This window comes from Streptomyces sp. NPDC058758 (assembly GCF_042746075.1).
Classification (GTDB): Bacteria; Actinomycetota; Actinomycetes; order Streptomycetales; family Streptomycetaceae; genus Streptomyces.
The window spans coordinates 74,528-92,903 of record NZ_JBHYPS010000029.1; the positions used below are offsets into that span (position 1 = coordinate 74,528).

21 protein-coding genes are annotated in these 18,376 nt (G+C 72.5%); 12 read left to right on the plus strand and 9 right to left on the minus strand.

Going from position 1 to position 18,376, the window contains the following annotated elements; translation table 11 throughout:
- Nucleotides 1-50: 50 nt before the first annotated feature.
- On the minus strand, nt 51-4,076 hold the full coding sequence (gene mobF, locus ACFW6A_RS28190) for a MobF family relaxase (protein ID WP_386643894.1): 4,026 nt from the start codon (nt 4,074-4,076) through the stop codon (nt 51-53).
- Between the two features lie 241 nt (nt 4,077-4,317).
- Here mobF and ACFW6A_RS28195 point away from each other — a divergent pair, with 241 nt between their 5' ends.
- Nucleotides 4,318-4,845, plus strand: coding sequence for a hypothetical protein (locus ACFW6A_RS28195; protein ID WP_386643897.1), 528 nt, complete (start codon nt 4,318-4,320; stop codon nt 4,843-4,845).
- 100 nt (nt 4,846-4,945) lie between these two features.
- On the opposite strand, the gene ACFW6A_RS28200 is transcribed toward ACFW6A_RS28195, so the two are convergent.
- From ACFW6A_RS28200 to ACFW6A_RS28210, 3 genes are all read right to left on the minus strand, one after another.
- Nucleotides 4,946-5,311 carry a hypothetical protein gene (locus tag ACFW6A_RS28200; RefSeq protein WP_386643900.1) on the minus strand — a complete coding sequence of 122 codons (366 nt, stop codon included), beginning with the start codon at nt 5,309-5,311 and terminating at the stop codon, nt 4,946-4,948.
- A gap of 145 nt (nt 5,312-5,456) precedes the next feature.
- A complete protein-coding gene (locus ACFW6A_RS28205) occupies nt 5,457-5,654 on the minus strand; it encodes a hypothetical protein (protein WP_386643903.1) in 198 nt (65 codons plus the stop codon).
- A gap of 245 nt (nt 5,655-5,899) precedes the next feature.
- A complete protein-coding gene (locus tag ACFW6A_RS28210) occupies nt 5,900-6,373 on the minus strand; it encodes a hypothetical protein (protein ID WP_386643906.1) in 474 nt (157 codons plus the stop codon).
- Between the two features lie 738 nt (nt 6,374-7,111).
- Here ACFW6A_RS28210 and ACFW6A_RS28215 point away from each other — a divergent pair.
- Both ACFW6A_RS28215 and ACFW6A_RS28220 read left to right on the plus strand, forming a co-directional pair.
- Nucleotides 7,112-7,873 (plus strand): hypothetical protein, encoded by a 762-nt coding sequence (locus ACFW6A_RS28215; protein ID WP_386643909.1) that lies wholly within the window; start codon nt 7,112-7,114, stop codon nt 7,871-7,873.
- Nucleotides 7,874-7,908: 35 nt separating this feature from the next.
- Nucleotides 7,909-8,271 carry a hypothetical protein gene (locus ACFW6A_RS28220; RefSeq protein WP_386643912.1) on the plus strand — a complete coding sequence of 121 codons (363 nt, stop codon included), beginning with the start codon at nt 7,909-7,911 and terminating at the stop codon, nt 8,269-8,271.
- Between the two features lie 64 nt (nt 8,272-8,335).
- Here ACFW6A_RS28220 and ACFW6A_RS28225 read toward each other — a convergent pair whose 3' ends face one another.
- On the minus strand, nt 8,336-8,773 hold the full coding sequence (locus ACFW6A_RS28225) for a hypothetical protein (protein WP_386643914.1): 438 nt from the start codon (nt 8,771-8,773) through the stop codon (nt 8,336-8,338).
- A gap of 95 nt (nt 8,774-8,868) precedes the next feature.
- On the opposite strand from ACFW6A_RS28225, the gene ACFW6A_RS28230 reads away from it, so the two are divergent.
- From ACFW6A_RS28230 to ACFW6A_RS28245, 4 genes are all read left to right on the plus strand, one after another.
- A complete protein-coding gene (locus tag ACFW6A_RS28230; protein ID WP_386643917.1) occupies nt 8,869-9,141 on the plus strand; it encodes a hypothetical protein in 273 nt (90 codons plus the stop codon).
- Nucleotides 9,142-9,384: 243 nt separating this feature from the next.
- On the plus strand, nt 9,385-9,777 hold the full coding sequence (locus ACFW6A_RS28235; protein ID WP_386643920.1) for a hypothetical protein: 393 nt from the start codon (nt 9,385-9,387) through the stop codon (nt 9,775-9,777).
- A gap of 62 nt (nt 9,778-9,839) precedes the next feature.
- Nucleotides 9,840-10,136, plus strand: a complete 297-nt coding sequence (locus tag ACFW6A_RS28240; protein WP_386643923.1) for a hypothetical protein — start codon at nt 9,840-9,842, stop codon at nt 10,134-10,136.
- On the plus strand, nt 10,133-10,381 hold the full coding sequence (locus ACFW6A_RS28245; RefSeq protein WP_386643926.1) for a hypothetical protein: 249 nt from the start codon (nt 10,133-10,135) through the stop codon (nt 10,379-10,381). Before ACFW6A_RS28240 ends, ACFW6A_RS28245 begins: the two co-directional genes overlap by 4 nt.
- Before the next feature lie 240 nt (nt 10,382-10,621).
- Here the strand turns inward: ACFW6A_RS28245 and ACFW6A_RS28250 are convergent, their stop codons facing one another.
- The 3 genes from ACFW6A_RS28250 to ACFW6A_RS28260 all read right to left on the minus strand — a co-directional run bounded on the left by ACFW6A_RS28250 (nt 10,622) and on the right by ACFW6A_RS28260 (nt 12,616).
- On the minus strand, nt 10,622-11,164 hold the full coding sequence (locus ACFW6A_RS28250) for a hypothetical protein (RefSeq protein WP_386643929.1): 543 nt from the start codon (nt 11,162-11,164) through the stop codon (nt 10,622-10,624).
- Nucleotides 11,161-11,736, minus strand: a complete 576-nt coding sequence (locus tag ACFW6A_RS28255; RefSeq protein WP_386643932.1) for a hypothetical protein — start codon at nt 11,734-11,736, stop codon at nt 11,161-11,163. Before ACFW6A_RS28255 ends, ACFW6A_RS28250 begins: the two co-directional genes overlap by 4 nt.
- A 193-nt stretch (nt 11,737-11,929) precedes the next feature.
- The gene (locus ACFW6A_RS28260; RefSeq protein ID WP_386643935.1) at nt 11,930-12,616 is read right to left on the minus strand and encodes an HNH endonuclease family protein; all 687 of its coding nucleotides are present in this window, start codon (nt 12,614-12,616) and stop codon (nt 11,930-11,932) included.
- A gap of 490 nt (nt 12,617-13,106) precedes the next feature.
- Between ACFW6A_RS28260 and ACFW6A_RS28265 the strand changes: the two genes are divergently transcribed.
- The 4 genes from ACFW6A_RS28265 (at nt 13,107) to ACFW6A_RS28280 (ending at nt 15,406) form a co-directional block, all read left to right on the plus strand.
- Entirely contained in the window at nt 13,107-13,631 is a 525-nt protein-coding gene (locus ACFW6A_RS28265; protein WP_386643938.1) for an RNA polymerase sigma factor, read from the plus strand.
- The gene (locus ACFW6A_RS28270; protein ID WP_386643941.1) at nt 13,628-14,341 is read left to right on the plus strand and encodes a hypothetical protein; all 714 of its coding nucleotides are present in this window, start codon (nt 13,628-13,630) and stop codon (nt 14,339-14,341) included. The genes ACFW6A_RS28265 and ACFW6A_RS28270 overlap by 4 nt, the downstream gene beginning before the upstream one ends.
- Nucleotides 14,342-14,433: 92 nt before the next feature.
- Entirely contained in the window at nt 14,434-14,601 is a 168-nt protein-coding gene (locus ACFW6A_RS28275; RefSeq protein ID WP_386643944.1) for a hypothetical protein, read from the plus strand.
- 430 nt (nt 14,602-15,031) lie between these two features.
- Entirely contained in the window at nt 15,032-15,406 is a 375-nt protein-coding gene (locus tag ACFW6A_RS28280; protein WP_386643947.1) for a hypothetical protein, read from the plus strand.
- 99 nt (nt 15,407-15,505) lie between these two features.
- On the opposite strand, the gene ACFW6A_RS28285 is transcribed toward ACFW6A_RS28280, so the two are convergent.
- A complete protein-coding gene (locus ACFW6A_RS28285) occupies nt 15,506-15,754 on the minus strand; it encodes a hypothetical protein (protein WP_386643950.1) in 249 nt (82 codons plus the stop codon).
- Nucleotides 15,755-16,116: 362 nt separating this feature from the next.
- On the opposite strand from ACFW6A_RS28285, the gene tap reads away from it, so the two are divergent.
- A complete protein-coding gene (gene tap, locus ACFW6A_RS28290; protein ID WP_386643953.1) occupies nt 16,117-18,375 on the plus strand; it encodes a telomere-associated protein Tap in 2,259 nt (752 codons plus the stop codon).
- Nucleotide 18,376: the final 1 nt, after the last annotated feature.

The window sequence follows — 18,376 nt, forward strand, 5'->3', positions numbered from 1 at the left end:
CTCAAAGGCAACTGCATTGGCCGGCGAAGGCCCCCCGTGGCCACCGGCGGTCACCTGCTCGCCCTCGGCCCCCGCTGCCGCACCGGCTGAACCGCGGCGGGCGCCTCGTGCCGGGCCCAGGCCCGGGCCGCAGGCTGCTGACGCTGCTGCGCGTCGGCGGCGACCCGGCGGGCGAGGGTCTCCGCCCGGTGGGCGTCCGGCCGGGTCTCGGCGAGGAGCCGGCGCCGCTGCTGCTCGGCGACGGCGAGGGCGGCGTGCCCGCGCCAGTCGGCGGCCTCCGCCGCTGCCGAGCGGATCGTCCCGGACAGCCGGCTGAGCGTGGTCTCGTCGCGGGCGTCGATGCGCTGGGCGTGCTGCGAGACCGTCTCCCGGATCGCGGCGAGGGTCTTGGGCAGCTCGTCGAGGACCGGGGCGGGCCCGGTGGCGCCGAGGGCCTGGGCGTACGGGCTGTCCGTCAGGGTGCGCCAGGCGGCCGCGCGGGCGTCGTCACTCGCCCGGCGGGCGCGGGCCTGCTCGTCGGCGCCGCCGCGGGCCTGGGCGAGGTAGTGCTCGCGCAGCTCGTTCACCTCCTTCCTGCTGCTGCCGGCGAGGCGGAGGGTGAGCCAGGAGGTCTCCATCTGCCGGTCGAGGTCGGGCAGGACGGCCCGGGCCTGGCGCTCGGCCTCGGCGGCCCAGCGGGCGCGGCCGGCCTCCTCGATGGCGGTCTTCAGGTGTCCGAGGGCGGTGTCGAGGACGGCGCCGGCCTCGGCGGCCCACCGCGCTCCCCGGGTCAGGCCCTCGGCGTCCTGCCGGGCGAGGCGGTCGCGGAGCTCCTCGTAGTCCTCGCGGGTCTTCGCCGCCAGGGCGTCCTGCCGGTGCGCCTCGGCGAGGCAGGCCCGGATCGTGGCGGCGAGCTGCTCGTCGGTCTGCGTCCCGTACGGCCGCTCCTTCCAGGACCGCTCCTCCTCGGGCCCCTCGCCCGCCGGGCGGGTGCCGCGGGCGGCCTCGTCCTCCGCGTCCCTGCGCAGGGCGCCGGAGGCCGTCGTGGACCGCATCCGGGCCGCCCGCGCGGAGACCGTCCGGCGGGCTTGCTCGACGGCGGCCTGGGCGTCGCGGCGGGCCTGGTCGAGCTGGACCTGGTGCGGCACCCGGGCGGCGGGCTCGGGCGCCGGCCGCAGCTCGTCGGAGACCATCACGTCCGGGCGGGACTGCCCCAGGTAGCGGGCGAAGGCCGTCACCGCGCGGTGCAGGCGCTCGGTCTCGGTCCGGGCGGCGCCGAGCTCGGTCTTCGTCCGCTCGTCCTCGATGACCTCCAAGGGGAGCCAGAGGTGGTTGGCCTTCCGGCCCCGGGTGAGGCCCGGGTAGGCGGCGAACGCGTTGGCGCCGTGCCCGTACAGCAGCGCGGTGTCGCAGGTCATGCCCTGGCTGGCGGCCACGGTCATGGCGTAGCCGAGGGACAGTGTCCCGCTTGCGATGTCGGCGGGGGTCATCCACGCGGACGCGGTGGCGCGGGTGCCGTCCGCCAGGCGCTGGGCGGTGCGCCAGGTGACCTCGACGCTCCGGTCCTCGCCGACGGCGGTGATGACGCCGCCGTAGCCGTTGAGGACGTCCGGGCCGGCGCCTCGCCGGCTGCGGTAGTCGTTGGTGCGGACGCGGACGAGGTCGCCCTCGGCGAGGGTGAGCTCGTCGCCGCCGGGCAGCGCGTAGGTGTGCTCGGTGCCCAGCTCGCCGAGTGCGCGGCGCAGCTGCTGCGCGCCGGCGTTGAGCGCGTCGACGTCGATGTTGCGGGCGGCGAGGACGACCAGGCGGTCCAGGAGGTCGAGCTCGTCGGGCCAGTCGGTGCGCAGCTCCTGCCAGGTCATCAGCATCTGGGAGCGGGCGTCGTCGGCGGTCTCGGCGGCGTGGACGCGGCCGCCGGCGGCGAGGAGGTCGAGGGCGGCCTGGTGGTCGCCGGTCCGCCACACCTCCAGCGCGGCCCGCTCCGCCTGGTCCTCCTGGCGGCGGTTCTCGGTGAGGACCTCGCCGTCGACGATCCGGTGCACCTCGGCGAACCAGCCGCCGACGCCCACGGCCTGGAGCTGCTTGGGGTCGCCGATCGCGATCAGCTTGGTGCCGGTGCGGGCGGCCTCGGCGAGCAGGCGGGCCGCCGAGCGGTCGTCGGTCATCGCGGCCTCGTCGAGGACCAGGACGTCGATCCCCGCCAGGCCGGGCCCGGTCTCGATCCGCTGGAGCCAGGAGGCGACCGTGCGGGAGGGGATCGCGGAGGCGTCCTGGAGGCCCTGGGCGCCGACCGCGGACAGGCAGGCGCCGGCGTAGGTGGTGCTGGTGGCGTCCCAGGCGATCCGGCAGGCGTCCATCAACGTGCTCTTGCCCGCGCCGGCGACGCCGACGACCGCGTCGACGCCGTGCCCGGCCGTGAGCAGCCGGTCGACGACCCGGGTCTGCTCCTTCGACAGCTCGAAGCCGGCGGCCACCTGGAACACGGCGCGGGCTGCGGCGGCCTGGGCGGGCGTCAGAACGGCGCTGCCGTCCTTGTGGCGGGCGCGGGCCTGGGTGACGGCGACGTCCTCGGCGTCGAGGACGTCGCGGGTGGTGTACCGGTCGGTGGAGGACATGACGGTGGGCCCGAGGTGGGGCAGGGCGACCGCGTAGCCCTCGATGCGCAGGACGTCGTCGGCGAGCCGGTCCAGCGCCCGCGGGCCGCCGCCGATCCCGTACGGGAGGGCGTTGGCGACGGCGGCCAGGAGCTCGGCGCGGTCGAAGACCTTGCGGGTGGCGGTGAGGCCGGTCTCGGGGTCGAAGACCACCTTGGCGAGGTCGGCCGACGGCGGGATCCTCGGGCCGCCTCCGGCCGGGGCGAGTCCGGCTCCGTCCGGTCCGGGCGGCCCGGGCGCGGCCGCGGCGAGCAGCTCGTCGACGTCGACGCCCGCGTCCTCGGCCCGCTCCCGCCACGACGCCCTCATGCCCGCGGAGCCGGTCGCGTGCTTGGCTCGCCGGGTCGCCGCCGAGGCCCGGGCCATCTCCTCCCGGCCCGCGCCTTCGCCCGCGATCTCCTCGACCCGCCGGGCCCGCCGGGAGTACAGGTCCCGCACCTCGCCCGGGACGCCGTCGACCTCCCACGCCCGGGTCTTCTCCGCCTGCTCCCGCCGTACACCGAAGCGGGCGTGGGCGAGGGCGCGAACGCGGGCCTTGAAGTACGCGTCGATCGCGGAGGCGTGCCGGTGCATGTCCCGGCCGCGCGCGGCGACCGCCCGCCACTTCCCGTCGGAGCAGAGCGCCATGTTCGCGATGCTGATGTGGAGGTGGAGGTGCGGGTCGCCGGGGGTGCCGTCGCCGACGGGGCGAGCGCTGCGGTGCTCGGTGGCCCAGGCCAGCAGGCCGCCGGTCGACAGGCGGACCATGTCGCCGTCCTCGCCGCCGACCGAGTAGGCGATCCACCGCTCGTACAGGGCGACCGCGTCGCGGGCCGCCTTGTGAACCAGCTCCCGGTACGCGGCCTCCGCGCCCTCGGGCAGCAGGCCGGCCAGGACGCTGTCGGACTTCGGGACGTCGAGGACGAGATCGAACCCGCGGACGCGGGTGTCGACCCGGGCCTCCTTGCGGGCGAGCGCGCGGGCGAGCTCCTCCTCGGTGAAGACGTCCTTGATGTCGACGCCGGCGGCGCCCGCGAGCTTCTTCAGGGTGGCGACCTGGAGCCGGTGGGCCTCGCCACGGCGGTGGACCATCCGCTGCTGCTGCGCGAGGAGCCGCTGCTGCTTCGGCTTGCCGTCGAGGAGGTCGGCGGGCTCGACGCCCTGCTCGGCGGCCGCGGCCTCGATGGCGGTGAGCACCCGGGCGACCGTGAGCTTGGCCTCCGGGTGCGCCCTGGAGGAGTTCCCCGACGTCATCAGCCGGGCGCCGGTCAGCGGGTGGCACCCGCTCATCAGGCGGCGGGCGGCGGCCTTGCCGTCCTCGTCCAGCACGTCGCCCGCGCGGAGCCCGACGGCCTCCAGGCCGGAGCCCAGCCAGACGAGCGGCGTCTCGCCGTCTTGTCGCGTTCGGTAGTCGACCGCCGGGTCGGCGCCCTCGACGAGGTCGGCCCGCTCCTCGACAACCAAGTCGCAGCCGGCGCCCTGCCTCAGCCGGTAGTCGACCTGCTCGTCCGCCGTGATCCTCGTCAGCCACGCACCCCGAGGTCCCCGCCCTTCCGCCTGTCCGGCCCCTGCCGCAGCTCCCCCCGAGAGGGGGGAACTGCCTTTGTCCATCCCCGTTATTTGATCATGAGAGTTCCGCTACCGCCGTAATGACATCCTGACGGCAAAATTGACTCCCGGTCGCCGTAATGGAACCCTGACGAACATGACGACCAATCAATTTGATGGCCACCGGTTCGACACCATCCCCGTCCTCGACCAGCGCGGACCCGACCCTCACGACGTCGAGCTTGTAGCTGTAGCCGCCAGATGCAGCTGCGGCTGGAAGGGCTCCACCGTCTCCCCCGGCATGGAGGGCAAGGGCGGCTACAACGGCCCTGTCGCCCACCACCTCACTGACGTCGACGGAGAGGCCGAACTCGCTGCCGAGCAGGAGTGGCTGGAGGAGCACATCGGCGACATCGAGCACACGCTCGTCCCGACCTCCCTCGCCAATGAGATTCGCTCCGTCGCCAAGCAGCTCGACGCGCTGATCGAGGCAGACAAGCCGATGAACGCCCTGGCCGCGATTCGAATGTCGGGCGGCTACTTCTCCAGCCAGGCCCGCGACGCGGCCCTGCGCGCGAGCTACCTGGACCACTCCTGGTCGCAGATCGGCGAAGCCCTCGGCATCTCCAAGCAGGCCGCCTGGGAGCGGTACGGAAAGTTCCGCCCGGAACGGACCTCCGAATAGGCCAGCCATCCGAACCGAGGCGAGGTCGGCCTTCCGGTTCGGCGGCGGCGAGAACGCGAAGAGGGGCGCCACTCGGGCGCCCCTCTTCTTGGTCTTCCGGCTACCTGCGGGAGAAGAAGGCCACGGCGGCCGCCCCGCCCCACGCGGCGGAGGCGAGGGCCAGGAGCGCCTTCGCGGTGGCCTCGTCGCCGTTCAGGAACATGACGCCGGAGGCCACGAAGGCGACCAGCCCGGTCAGGACCAGGCCGGAGGAGACGATGATGCTGCCGGTCCTGATGACGCGCAGGTGCAGGGGCTGTGCCTGCCGGCGCTGGCGGCGGATACGGCGGCGAAGAGCGCGGGCTTCGCGCCGGCGGCACTTCGCCTCGTGCTCGATCTGGGCGAGGAGGTCGTCCACGGTGCTGTTCAACAGCGACGGGACGGGGAAGTCCTGGCCCTCGCCGCTCCGGGGAGGCATGGTGGTCATGGGCATTCCTTGCTGAGTGCCTGCCCGCCGCCTGGGTTGGTCGCCTGGAGGCCGCGGACCCCGGCGCGTTTGCGCCGGTACGTAGTAACAGCCGGGCCGGGCCTCTTCTGTGAGAGGCCCGGCCCGGCTTTCCCCCGGCTACGCTCTACTTGACGAAGCCGACCTCCCCCGACAACGGACGGATACGGCTGATCCTCTTCCCTCCGCCCGGCCCGTCGGCGGCTCGGCCCGGCAGCAACACAAGCAGCGTCTCCAGGCGGCAGCGAGTCCATGTGACGACCGCCAGGAGCACCGTGATGAGCACGATCACCACGGTTCGGATGGGCGAAATGACAGCTTCCACTATTCCTCCCTCTGGGTAGAAACGATCTTGAGGAAGGAGGGCCACTCGCAACCTGGCCCTCCGGTGAGTGCATGTGTGAGTGCGGGAGCCGGCAGCTCCCCGCAGTCGTTCAGCTCCGCTCCTTTCGTGTCCTGGCACTGCTCCTGGGCGCGGGTGCGTCCGGTGGCGAGTAGCAACCACTCGGGGCCGCAGGCCGGGACGTCCTCGTTGCGCACGGCCTGCGCCTCCTGGAAGCGGCTACTCGGCTACTCCTCGGCGACGCCCCCGAACAGCAGGTCCCGCTTACGGCGAGCGTGACGAAGGGCGTCACGGACCGACCCGGCCGTCGCCGTGCCGCCGAGCGCCTTCGCGATGTACGGCGCCTTCATGTCGTAGGCCTCGGCCAGCACGAAGGCCCGCAGCTGGAACTCGCTCGTCGAACTGCGCAGCCGCTTCAGGGCGGGAGCGAGATCGGCGAGGCTCTGCTCCTCCGGGCCCGGGCACGCGATCCGCTCGAGGACCTCCTCGCCGCCCTCAACGATCTTCGCCGCCCGCTGGCCCAGCTCGGCCAGACGCTCCCGGATCTTCTGGCCCACCACCATGTACAAGTAGCGCTCGACCATGTGGTCGAGAGGGCCGGACAGCAGGAGCCTGCGGTAGATCGACTCCCACACCTCCGACTCGATGTCGTCGATCTCCCACCTCGGCAGGCTGGTGCGGAAGTAGATGAAGCGCCTCACCGAGCCCTCCAGCACCCTCATCCGATCCCACTGCGCCTGCGCATCCGAGCTCAGTGGCTCGCGCTGGCGCGGGATCTTTCCCTTCGCTCCGTCGCTGCTCATCTCCGTCGCCTCTCGTGTCGAGACCGGTCAGGGGCGGCGGCTCCGGGTTGCCGTGACCACCAAGAAGTAATCAGCAGGGCCGGCGGCAAAGTGTGAGAGAGAAATCCAAAAAATCTTCGGGAGCCCGAAGAACTCCCCGCCGTCCCCGGCCAGAACCCAAGCTCCCCGGCACGCCCCGCCACCCACACCGGGGGAGGGCCCGTACGGGCACCGGCCCGGCGGCCGGCTGCGGGTCTCGGGACGGCGAGCGCCCCCTGGCGCGTGCTCTGCCAGGGGCGCTGCTGGTGGGGAGGCTCAATTGTCGGTGGCCGGCGGCTGGGCGAGGTAGGCGAGCCGGGCCGTGCTGAATCGAGAAGAACCGGTTCGGGCCCCTGGCCACCGTCACCGCGGCCGCGCAGCTGCACTACAGCCGCTTCATCGACATGGCCCAGGTCTAACCCGCGAGCAGGGCGCAGGGGGGCACGGCCTCGGGCCTGGCAGTCGGACGAGGCACCCAGCCGTACTCCAACCGGGGTGCCTCCGAAGATCTGGCCGCGACCAAAACGGGCCAATCGCAGTTCTCCAGCTGCGGCAGCCGCCACCGCTGCCCAGCTGCCCCTGCTCCGCACGGGCCGCTCGCATACCTCAGGAGGACTCATGGGCCGGAAGCGGCCGAATAAGCCCCGCCGCGCCAAGATGCCCCGCCAGCGCGGCTACACGCTGCGCCAGCTCCAGCCGCCCGGCGACTGCTACGACGAGTGGCTCAGCGTGCCGGCCAACATGCGGTTCGACGAGATCACACACCCCGAGGTCGGGGAGCAGGAGATCGACTTCCTGCGCCGGGCCGCCCGGCTCGGACCACTCTACGGAGACGAGGTCCCCATGGCCGCCCTCGTCCTCGACACGGTGATCGACACCGGCCACCTCCCCGTCTACCACGACGGGGAGGAAGCCAGCCTCCTTCCGCTCCAGCAGATCGTCGGTACCGCCCCGGACCTCGACGATCAGGGCGTTCGCGAATCGATCCACCGGCTTCACGCGGTGGGCGCCTTCCTCGTGGTCTCCGATCAGGAGAACGACATCGCCCTCGTCCGTTTCGTGTCGAGGAAGCCGGACCACCCGGGGGAGCAGTGGGGCTTCATGGACGACAAGTCCGTGTCGGCCGCCACCACCTGCATCCCCCACGGAATCGAGCAGCTTCCCGTCGAAGTCGCCGGCGCCGTCATGCTCCTCAGGGCCCGCAAATCCCAGCTCCAGGACGCCAATCCGGAGGCCCTCCTCGGCAACCGCGGTGTGGAGACCCTCGAACGGGCTCAGGATCTCTACGACAAGGCCCACGCCTCCGGCTACGTCGACTACAAGGGCTGCGACGCCTGCCCGACCGGGCACCTCTGCACCCGCGAGGACCAGGCGCCGTAACTCCGTAACAGCGGACATCCACCAGGATGAGGACCATGGAGGAGCTCGAGAAGGCCGGCCACCGGATCGTCGGCGGAGGCCAGACCGGACGCCAGGAAGACGGGCAGGCCACCTGGGACATCACTGACTGGCGCACCGGCGAGGCCATCGCGGAAGGCGTCGGCGACTATGACGCCTACGGAGAGGCCAGCCAGCGCCTCGACCCCGACGGCAAGTGGATCCACATTGACCACATCGAGCACATGGACACCCCCCAGATGGACCCCGCAGGGGTCCCCGCGAGCCTCGCAGAAGCCCTGCAGGAGTGGCTCGACAGGTTGAGCACCACCGACGAGGACGTGGCCGCCGTCGTGGGCTGGAGCGTCGAGGAAGTCGCGAGGCACCGCGAGGAGGGCTGACCGGCGCCGGGTGCAGAGGGGATGTGGTGGTCTCGGGCCTGACTAGGCCACCACGCCATCATCCCTATGTGAGGGCACGGCGTACGGCTTCCAGGTACCTCTCTCGTGCGGGAGCAGAACCGAACGTGATATCCCGGCCGTGGCCTCCGGCAGCACTCGCGTAGTCCAGTGCGGCAGAAGCTACGTAGTCAGGCCCTTCCACTTCGACGGCGTGGAAGGCGCTCAGTGTTCTCGACTCTCCCTCGCTGGCGCCGAGTTCCCACGCCTGCCCTGCGGTCAACAGGTCGGTATACACCCTCCGCCTACGCTCTTCCGTACGTGCTTGCCTTTGGTCGTTCAGGGTGGCCTGCACGGTCGAGATCAGCGCGCTGGCCTGTGCCTGCCCCGCTGCCTCTGCGGCGGCGGCCTGCCGGTGGCCGGCCTTCCACGCGAACCAGCCCGTCGTGATGCTGCCCGCTACCGCCGACCCGGCGGCGATCAGGGCGATCCCCCACTCACTCATACGGCGGATCCTCTCACCCGCCCCACCCGCCCCGACGGCCGAATTCGCGCCCTTGTGGCCGAACCGGGTGCCCGGCACCTTCGAGGACGACACCCGTGTCGACGAAGGGGGACCTGTTGGCCAACCCGACCGCACCCGAACCCCGACCCCTCACCCTGTGGACCGGCCGCCTGCTCCTGCACTGGGCACGCCTCCTCCAGCACACCGTCGCCTCCCGCGACCGCCGCCGGGCCGCCGTCGCCCGCCGGAACGCCGCCATGCGCGCCGCCCACGCCCGCGGCGTCGACAAGGACACGATCGCCCGCCTGATCGGCCTGAGCCCGGCGCACGTCGGGCAGGCGCTGCGCGGCGAGCCCACCCCGGAGTAGCGCGCGGGCCCGAAGGCCGGACCCACGGCTGGCTGCCCCGAGGTTCGCGCCCCTGGCCGCTCGTTGATGAGGCGAGCGGCCCGAGGCCGTCGGGTCAGACGTGGCCCTGCTTCCCCGGCCCCGCCACCGGGCAACGAGCAGAGCCGTCAGCTGGCTTGACCTGGCGGGAACGCGACCGTGGGGCCGGTGCCGGCTGGCAGAGTGGCGGGCACCGGCACCCGGCCGGCCTGAGGAGGCGCACGCATGGACCTGGACCGTACTCCCGCAGAGATCGCCCGAGCCGCCGGGGAACAGATTCGCGCGCTGAACCACCGCACCCTGACGCCCCGCGCCGCGTTCACCTACCCCAGCGAGATCCAGGACACCGTCACCGGCCTTGCCGCCGTCCTCCTCGGCCTGCCCCAGGCCCTGGACCAGATCCATCAGGGCCTCGATGCCGTGAACGGCCAGCAGCGCCTGTACGCCTACAACGACACCAACGTCGACGACCTGCTGGACGACTCGAAGACCGACCTCCTCGACGCCGTGAAGGCCGTCCAGGAGGCGTCCCTCGCCCTCCAGCACGTCGTCAACCGCCTGGCCTACGTCGGCGCCATCGTGCCCGAGGACACCGCAGAAGCCGCCGTGACCGACTGACCGAACGCACTGCACCGCGTACGCTGGCCGGAGACGAGAACGACCGCCCCGGGGAGGCAGATGTGACGGCACGAGACACGTGGACGGTGGACCGGCTCCACCACGCCCTGCCGCACTCCGCCTCCCGCCAGCAGCTCCTCGCCGACGTCAACCTCACCCCGCTCGACCGGCTGCCCGCGGTCCTCGACCGGTGGGCGCGGGCCGCCGAGACCCTCCAGGCCGCCGCCGGCCGGATCGCCGTCGCGCGCGCCCAGGCCGCCGCCGGCCAGCACCACGACGACGCGGACGACCGGACCGCCGACATCCAGCACGACGCCGGACACCGCGGCGACCGCCAGCCCGGCCGAGGCGCCGCGTGACCTACCGGCTCCACTTCCCCACCGACGTCTTCGACACCTACAAGCAGCTCCCCGACGGCGCCCGCCGCGACCTCGCCGTCTCCCTGGTCGATGCGCAGCAGGACCCGCTCCAGGTCTCCGAGCCGTACGGGGAGGACGACGGCATCATCCGCACCGTCGCCCGCGGCCACGTCACCGCCGTCATCCTCATCGGTGAGCACACCGGCACGATCACCGTGCTCGCCATCGCGTACGCCGGCGAGTGAGGACCTGCTCGCCCGCGAGGCCGTCGCCGGCGTCCGGGACGCCTTCGGGATCACCCTCATCAACGGGCCTCTCACCGTGGGCGTAAACCTGTAGTTCGTCCGTGTGGTTGGCGCCGGGAACGGGCCGGGCGGCCGCTCGGGCCCGGCTACGGTCGTCTGCAGGGGGAGGGCCGACTGGTCGTTGAACCCGCTCCCTGTGTGCCCCGCGCTCCTCGAGTGCGGGGCACCGCGCGTTCTGGCCTACGGCGTGTACGTGGTGTCCTCGCAGGCGGGGTCGATCCGCTTGGGGTTCTGGTGGGCGATGGCGTCCGTCCAGCGCTTCCGTGCGGTCTCGAGCTGCGCGCCGTCGGCGCTGGTGGCGAAGAACGCCCAGCGGCCCGGGCCCGGGGCCCCGTTCTCCGGCTGCGCGTTCGGGACGCCCAGGACGTACCGGTGGCCGGGGACGAGCGGCTGCTGCTCAACCTCCGGGCGGGCTGTGTCCCCGGCGGTCTGGTCGATGGGCAGGGTCTTCGGCAGGGAGCCCTTGAGAACCTCGTCGACCCGGACCTGGACGGTGACGCGCTGCTCGCCGTCGCTGCCGCGGGCGGCCTCGGACTGTTCCCAGGCGGTCACCACGGCGACGTTGTCGGCGATGCCGGCCTTGTCCCGGTCGGTGTCCATGATCGGGACGCAGACGGCCGAGACGGTGACGTCGTCGTCCTGGAAGACGACGACGGTGGTGGTGACCGACGCCGCGAGGACGACGGCCCCGGCGAGCGACAGCAGTACGGTGCGCTTCATCATCCCCACAGCTTCAGGTAGTTGGCCTTGTCGACGGCCGTCGGTGCGGACTTGTCGTTCGTCGCCACGTGCAGGGCCGAGTTGACGCGGTCTGCCTTGTGGCAGAGCCCGAGCGCGTGGCCGAGCTCGTGGATGACGACGTTCTTGCGGTAGTCGTCCTTGTCCTTGAAGACCTCGTCCAGCCAGTACCTGTTCAGGAAGATGAAGTCGGTCTGCGCGGTGTCGCCGTGCCGCTCGTACTTGCCGGCGGCCCGGTCGCTCTTGCTGTAGTAGTCGCGGAACTCCAGGTCGTTGACCGTGATCGCGCTGTCCGGCGCGATATCGATCTTCCGGAACCTGTTCCACTCGGCGATCGCGTGCGAGCGCAGGGCGTCGTACCGGGAGGCCTCGGTCCAGCGGATCTCGCGGCCGTCCACCGCGGAGAACCCCCGGGTCTCCCTCGCGCCGCCCACGCACGGCGCCGGCTGGACGGCCCGCGGGGCGGCCGCAGAAGCGTGCGCGGCCGTCGCACTCGCGGTCGCGGTGGCCGTGGCGACGGCGAGCGTCAGGAGTATGCGCAGCGGGCGGGTCGTCATCGACGTCTCCTCCAGGGATCAGGACCAGGACGGTAGAGGGCCGCCGGGGGCCGGCCGGCCCGAACGGATCTCGTGTCACCCGCTCAGGGGCGGGGCGAAGGAGCGCACGGGGCGCCCGGGAGGGCGTGCGCGTCCGCGGAGCGAGCGGCGGCCGGCCGGAAGGGGGCCCGGGCGGGAGCCGGGGCGCCTGCGGTTATGGGGCGGGCGTGTAGTGGACGACGGTGCTCTCGCAGGCCTCCGCGTACACCGCGAGCGCGTCGGCCTCCACCTGGTCCACCGACAGGCCCCACCGCAGCTTTGTCGCCGTCCACTCGCCGACGTACCGGCAGTGGGCCTCGGGCAGCGGCGGCATCCACTCCGCCGGGTCCCGGTCCGCCTTCGCGCGGTTCGAGCGCGCGGTCACCGCGACCAGCGACACCGCGGCGTCCTGGTCGTTGGCGTACGCCTCACGCCGCTTCGCGTCCCAGCTCGAGGCCCCGGAGTCCCAGGCCTCGGCGAGCGGGACCATGTGGTCGATGTCGAGCTTCCCGGGGTCGGTCACCTCCTGGCCGTCGTAGTACGACAGCCAGGCGCCGCCGGACAGCTTGCAGCCGGCCGCGACCTCCGGCGCCGCGGTCGCCTCGTCGAGGAGGACCTCGGCGCGGGTGTTGCAGCCGTCGGTCAGGTCGAGGCCGGCGTTCCAGTGCCGGAACTTGTCGCGGGTGTAGCCCTCGCGGACCTCGTCCGCGACCGGGAGCTGGGAGACGGCGTCGGCGAGGGCGAGCACGGCGGCGGCCGGAGCGGCAGTCGCGGGCGCGCCGGCGGCGGTTGCCTGAGTGGGGAGGGCGAGCGGGGCGAGGAGCAGAGTGAGGGCGGCGGTGCGCGCCAGGTTCTTGATCACGGACGTTAGAGATAGCGGGACCGGCAGGTCTGACGTGCACGAACCTAAAGGGGTGTCCTCCCTATGGGGGACGAAGTTCACCGGGGAAACGGTCCTCCGCTCCCGCAGACGGATCAGGTTCTTCGCAGGAGCCGGGACCGGCCGATCAAGGCGTCCAACGCAATGAACGGGCAGAGCGGGATCCATCCAACTCGCTTCCCAAGCAGGCGGGTTGGCGGGTTTCACTCGTTGGTGGCAAGAAGTCGCTCACGCATCGGAAGCCCCGGCTGTGACGTCCGTCACTTCAGTGCACACGTGCTACGCATTAGACCTTCATTTCCGCACGTCAGAGCACGTATGACCGTTGCGTGATCACGGAATGCCCCCACTTCGTCGCAGGGCGTGAAATTAGTGGGAGCGCGCATGCGTGTTCGGCCGATTGGGCCGGTTGAGTGATCCATGGCGGCGCCGGGGAGCCGCCAGCCCTATCAGACCTCAACGAAGAGGATCCATGACCGACAACGTGCGTGAGGAGGACGGCCGCGTGCCTGTGGCCGAGGCACCGCTCCCGTTCCCGCTGGAGTACGAAGCCCACTACCTCACCAACCAGGAAGCCTTCCACGAGTACGCGCTGGGCATCCTGCTGAGCAACGAACGAGCCGAGAACGCCGTCCACAACGCCTACGTGGAGATCCGCGTCCGCTGGGACGCTCTGCTCGGAGAGAACGACCTCCAGGCGCAGACCTGGCTGATCCTGCGCCGCGCCATCCTCGACGAGCTGATGGGCGGCCTCCGCGAGGAACTCGCGGCGCGCGACAGCGGCATCGGCCTCTACCCGGCCCTCGCCAAGCTCTCCCCCCGCCAGTTCGACGCGATCGTCCTGCGCTACATCGCCGGGTACGACACCAAGAAGACCGCCCTGTACATGGGCCTCACCCCTGGCACCGTCACCCACCACATCCGCAAGGCCCAAGAGCGCCTGGCCCCCATCCACCGCCGCGCCACGCGGCCGATCAAGAAGGAGGACACCCAGTGAGCAGCACCACCTGGGAGCAGCTCTTCGCCACCGCCGACAACGCCGTCCGCGAGCCCCGCCGCGCCTTCGACGTCGGCGCCGGCCTCCGCCGCATCGCCCAGGCCACCAGCCACCTGCCGGCCCCCGACCCGCAGCCCGCGGCCGGACACCCCAGCGCGCGGCGCCGGCTCGGCGTGATGGCGCGGGTGACGGTCACCCAGGCCGGGGCCGCCTCCCACATGGAGAAGCTGACCGCGCTCCTCGGCGACGACGACACCGTCGCCCAGTTCGACGGCTGGACCACCGGCGTCGACATCGAAGGCGTCCTCGTCTTCGCCTGCATGCTCTACCTCGCCCGTCACCCCGAGAGCGCCCGGTTCTGGTGGCGGTTCGCGGCCGGCGCCGGGTCCAGCGCCGCGGCGTACTGCCTCTACCTCGATCACCTCGCCCTCGGCGACGACCGCGACGCCCAGTTCTGGAAGCGCCAGATCACCGCCCTGTTCCGCCCCAACCGCGGCCCCGCCGTCGACCCGCAGACGTTCCTGAAGGCGCTGGAGCACTTCACCGGCTACTCCGCCCGCCACGACACCAGCCGGGCTGTGCTCACCGGCGGCCTCGAGGCCGACGTCGACCGGCTGGCCGGCCGGCACACCGACGACGGCGACGGCCTGGTCTGCCGCCCCGACCCGGCGCTGACCGACCGCATCCATGAACTCGCCGGCCGCCCCTGAAACAGCGAGGTCCGGCACGGGGCTGATGGTTCCTAGGCCGCCCAGCCCCCGCCGGACCACACAACAGCACCCCGAAGAACGGAGTACCCACCATGCACAGTAACCGCCGCCCCCGCGCCGGGGACAGGGCCGCGCGCATGCGCTCCTGGATCCACCGCCGCCGCACCGCCGTGCTCTCCAGCGCCCTGCGCGGCGCCGCCTACGCCACCGGCGCCGGCATCGTCAGCCTCGGCTTCGTCCTGCTCCAGCAGCAGATCTGACCCTCCGGCATCCCCGGGCCGGACCCCGCACACGCGAAGGTCCCCGCACCCACCAGGTGCGGGGACCTTCGCGCATGCATGACGGAGCGGGCCACGCCCAGCCGGTCTCGCCGCGCCCGGCGACGGAGACTACCCCCGCATCCCCTCAAGCACCCAGGCGGCCTTCGCCGACTACCGCGCCCAGACCCGAAACCGCCTCCGCCGGCCAGCGCCTGTTGCACCGCCGGGAAAAGCGGTGCGGTGGCGAGCACAGGTAGAGCTGCTGACCGGGCCCGCGCTTCGGCGGGGCGCTGGCGCCTTCGCCGACGTGCCCGCCCAGCTGCCGGTGCATGCCGAGGCCGATCTCCTCACGGGCGGGCGGAAGCCCGGCAGAAAGGCTGCCGGGCGGTCTGGCAGTGTCCCCGCGACCGCACGCGGCGTTGGGGGCGGCATGGGGCTGGTGGACCGGGCGGGGCGCGGCATCGAGGAGCAGACGGATCAGATGGCGGAGGCGGCGTGCGAACTCGCCGACGCCGCGGCCGGATCCGCCTGGAGCGCGGCCGCCGACGACGACGTCCTGGTCGCCATCGACACCCTGACCGCCGCGCTCGCCCGGATCGGCCCGGACGTGGGCGAGGCACTGGCCGCGGTGACGGCGGCGGCGACCAGGGCCCGTCTCCGCCTGGGCCTGCCCACCGACACGGGCCAGGAGCAGGACCGTGCCGCGACGCCGCCGGGCGTGCCCGGCCCGCGTACGGGGCACCGGCCCCGGCGGCGCGGCCTCGGCCCCGATGCGCAGGGCATCTTCGACCGGTCTTCGCGGTAAGCCGGTAGAAGTACGCTCCGCCCGCTCACCATCACACTCACCACCGGGCTTACCACCGCAGGTCACAGGCCCGTGGTGCGCGCCGGGGCCGCTTTCGGGTCAGACGGTCCCGGTCGTCGTCAGGCCGCCTTCGTAGGTCCAGGTCTTCACCGGCCGGGCGGTGCCGCCGGTGAGGGAGGTGAGGGTGAGGACGGCGCCGGGCCGGCTGTAGGCCCCGAGCCACTCGGTGAACTTGCGGTCGGCGACTTCGGGACGGGACCAGACGCTGAAGATGGCCGGGCCGCCCGTGCGGAAGCGGAGCTCCACCGCGTACGCGGCGGCCTGGTCCTCGCGGGCCGAGCTGTCCACGGTGCCGGTCCTTCCTGTCGCGCTGGTCAGGGGCGACTTCACGCGCGCGGCCCCGCTGGAGGTCCAGCCTGGCGCACCGGCGTTTCCGGCAGGCGTCGGCGGCCTGCCGGGCCGTGGTGAGTGAGGGGTCCGACCTGATAGGCCGGGCCCCTGTTTTCCAGGTGGAAGGGGGTGCTGAGAGCGGAGCTGATAGGAGGCAGAGGTCGGGCTTACCACGCTGCGGACACAGGGTCCGCAGGCCCCGGGCGTCCAGGGCTACTCGAGACAACACCCCAACCGAACGGGGAGCGTACGCAGTTCGTACGGTGTTCGTACGCGAAAGATGCGCTTCGCGGTGTAGGGTGTCGCTCAGGAGGTGTTTCATGTCCGAGTTGTTCGACGCGGTCGACGCCCTGCTCGCGTCCCGCGCCGTGCTGCCGCCGCCGGCGGAGCGCAAGCGGCTGCGTGCCGCGCACGGCCTGACGATCGACGAGGTGGCCACCGCACTGCGGGTGCGGCGGGCCACGGTGTCCGGCTGGGAGTCCGGAAAGACCGAGCCCCGCCCGCCGGAGCGCGACGCCTACGCCCGGCTGCTGGACAAGCTCGCGGAGCTCTACCCCGCCGTTCCGGCCGACACGGCCACGCCCGACCCCGCCCCGGTTCCTGCTCCTGCTGTGGTGCCGACGACGTTCGCCGCCCCCGCTCCGGCGGAAGCGCCGACTCTGTCCACCGGCCCGGCCCCCGAGGCTGTGGCCACGGCTTCACCCGACACCCCCCAGGCCCCTGCCCCTGCTACTCCGGCGGCCGCGCCGCGTCCGGCGCGCACCACCAGGCCGTCGTCGACGTCGCGCCGCCCGGGTGCAAAGAAGGCGACCCCGGCCGGAACCCCGGCGGGCGCCGATCCGCGGTTCGAGAACGGGCCGCTGGCGGTCGTCGACGTCGAGGACGGCAAGGTGCTGGCCTACTGCGTTGGTGGCCTGGTCCTGGACGTGCCCGCCAAGTCCCTGCCGTCCCTGGTCGACTGGACCCTCAAGGAGGCCAAGCTCGGGCAGCCGAAGCTGTCGGGCCCGGGAAGGCCGGCCGACCCGCTGCTCGTGCTCACCGCGGCCGCGTGCGAGCGCTACGGCCTGCCCGTCACGCTCACGGAGGAGGAGAAGGTCTCCGGTCGGATCCCGGAGGGCCACAAGGTCATCAAGCAGCTGACCCGCGCGGAGTGGCAGCTCACCAAGCGCGGCTTCGGGCCGTGGGCGCGGATCTACCGCCCGGCCAAGGGCTCGGAGCGGCAGTGCGTCCAGTTGTGCATCCCGTCGTGGAACGCGCTGGACACCCGGTTCTGGGGTAACGCCGGGCAGCTGCCGCCGGCGGAGCTCGCCCGCGTCCTGGGTGTGTACGCGTCGAGGGTGATGACGCCGCGCGGCTCCACGGCCGTCACGGGCCTGGAGCTGATGACCGCGCTGCACCCGCCGACCTACGCCGTGCGCGACGAGGAGACCGGCGTCCTTCGGCAGGCCGAGACCAAGACGCCCGGCTCGCTGGGCAAGGACCCGATCGACCCGCTGAACTTCCCGCCGTGCGAGGTCCCCGACGGCCACCCCGCCCTCAAGGACCTCCCGAAGTTCCACGTGCGCGGCGCCGACGAGAAGCTGATCGAGGAGGCGTACGACTGGGCCCGTCCGATGACCGAAGCGGAGTACGCCCTGCGCTACCTCGTCGGCATCGACGTCAACATGGCCTTCGCCGCCGGCGCCAACGGCCTGACCGTCGGCCTCGGGGAGGCGACGCACGTCAAGGCCCCCGTCTTCGACCCGAAGCTGCCCGGCTCCTGGCTAGTCGACCTCTCCCACGTCGACCTGTCCCGCGTGAAGGCCGGCAAGGAGTGGGTGAACCTGGACGGTTCGCTGCTGCCCTCCCCGTTCACGCCGAAGGGCGAGCGGCCCGAGGGCCCGGCCTGGTACTCCACGCCCACCGTCGCCTACGCAGCGGAGCTCGGCTACGAGGTTGCGCCGATCGAGGCGTGGGTCCGGTACGAGACCGGCCGCTACCTGGACGGCTGGTACACCCGGCTCCGTGACGCCTACCTCGCCACGATGGCCGACCTCGGCGTCCACGCCGACCTGTCGCCGGAGGACTTCCTCGTGGCGATGAACGGCTACAAGGACCGCGACCCCGAGCTGGCGATCGTCGCCGGGGCGATCAAGGCCACGGTCAAGGGCGGCCTGGGCAAGCTCCGCGAGCGGCCCCGCGCCGAGGGCTGGCGGCCCGGCGAGCCGTGGCGCGCGCTGTCCCGCCCGACGTGGCGGCCCGACATCCGGGCGGCGGTCATCTCCCGCACCCGGATCAACCTCCACCGCAAAATCGTCAAGCACGCCTCGTTCACCGGCCAGTACCCGATCGCGATCCTGTCCGACTGCGTCGTCTACGCCGCGAACGGGCCCTCGCCGCTGGACTTCCTGCCCTACCGGGAAGGCAAGCCGCTGCCCGGCGGCTTCAAGCTCGGCGTCAACCCCGGCCTGGTCAAGCACGAGGGCACGCAGGAAGTCCTGTGGGGCGAAGGAGTCCGCGAGCAGTTCAACGCTCCGGAGCTCAACCTGGCCCGGTACATCAAGGACGGCACCGTCACCGACGAAGACAACGGAGAGTAGG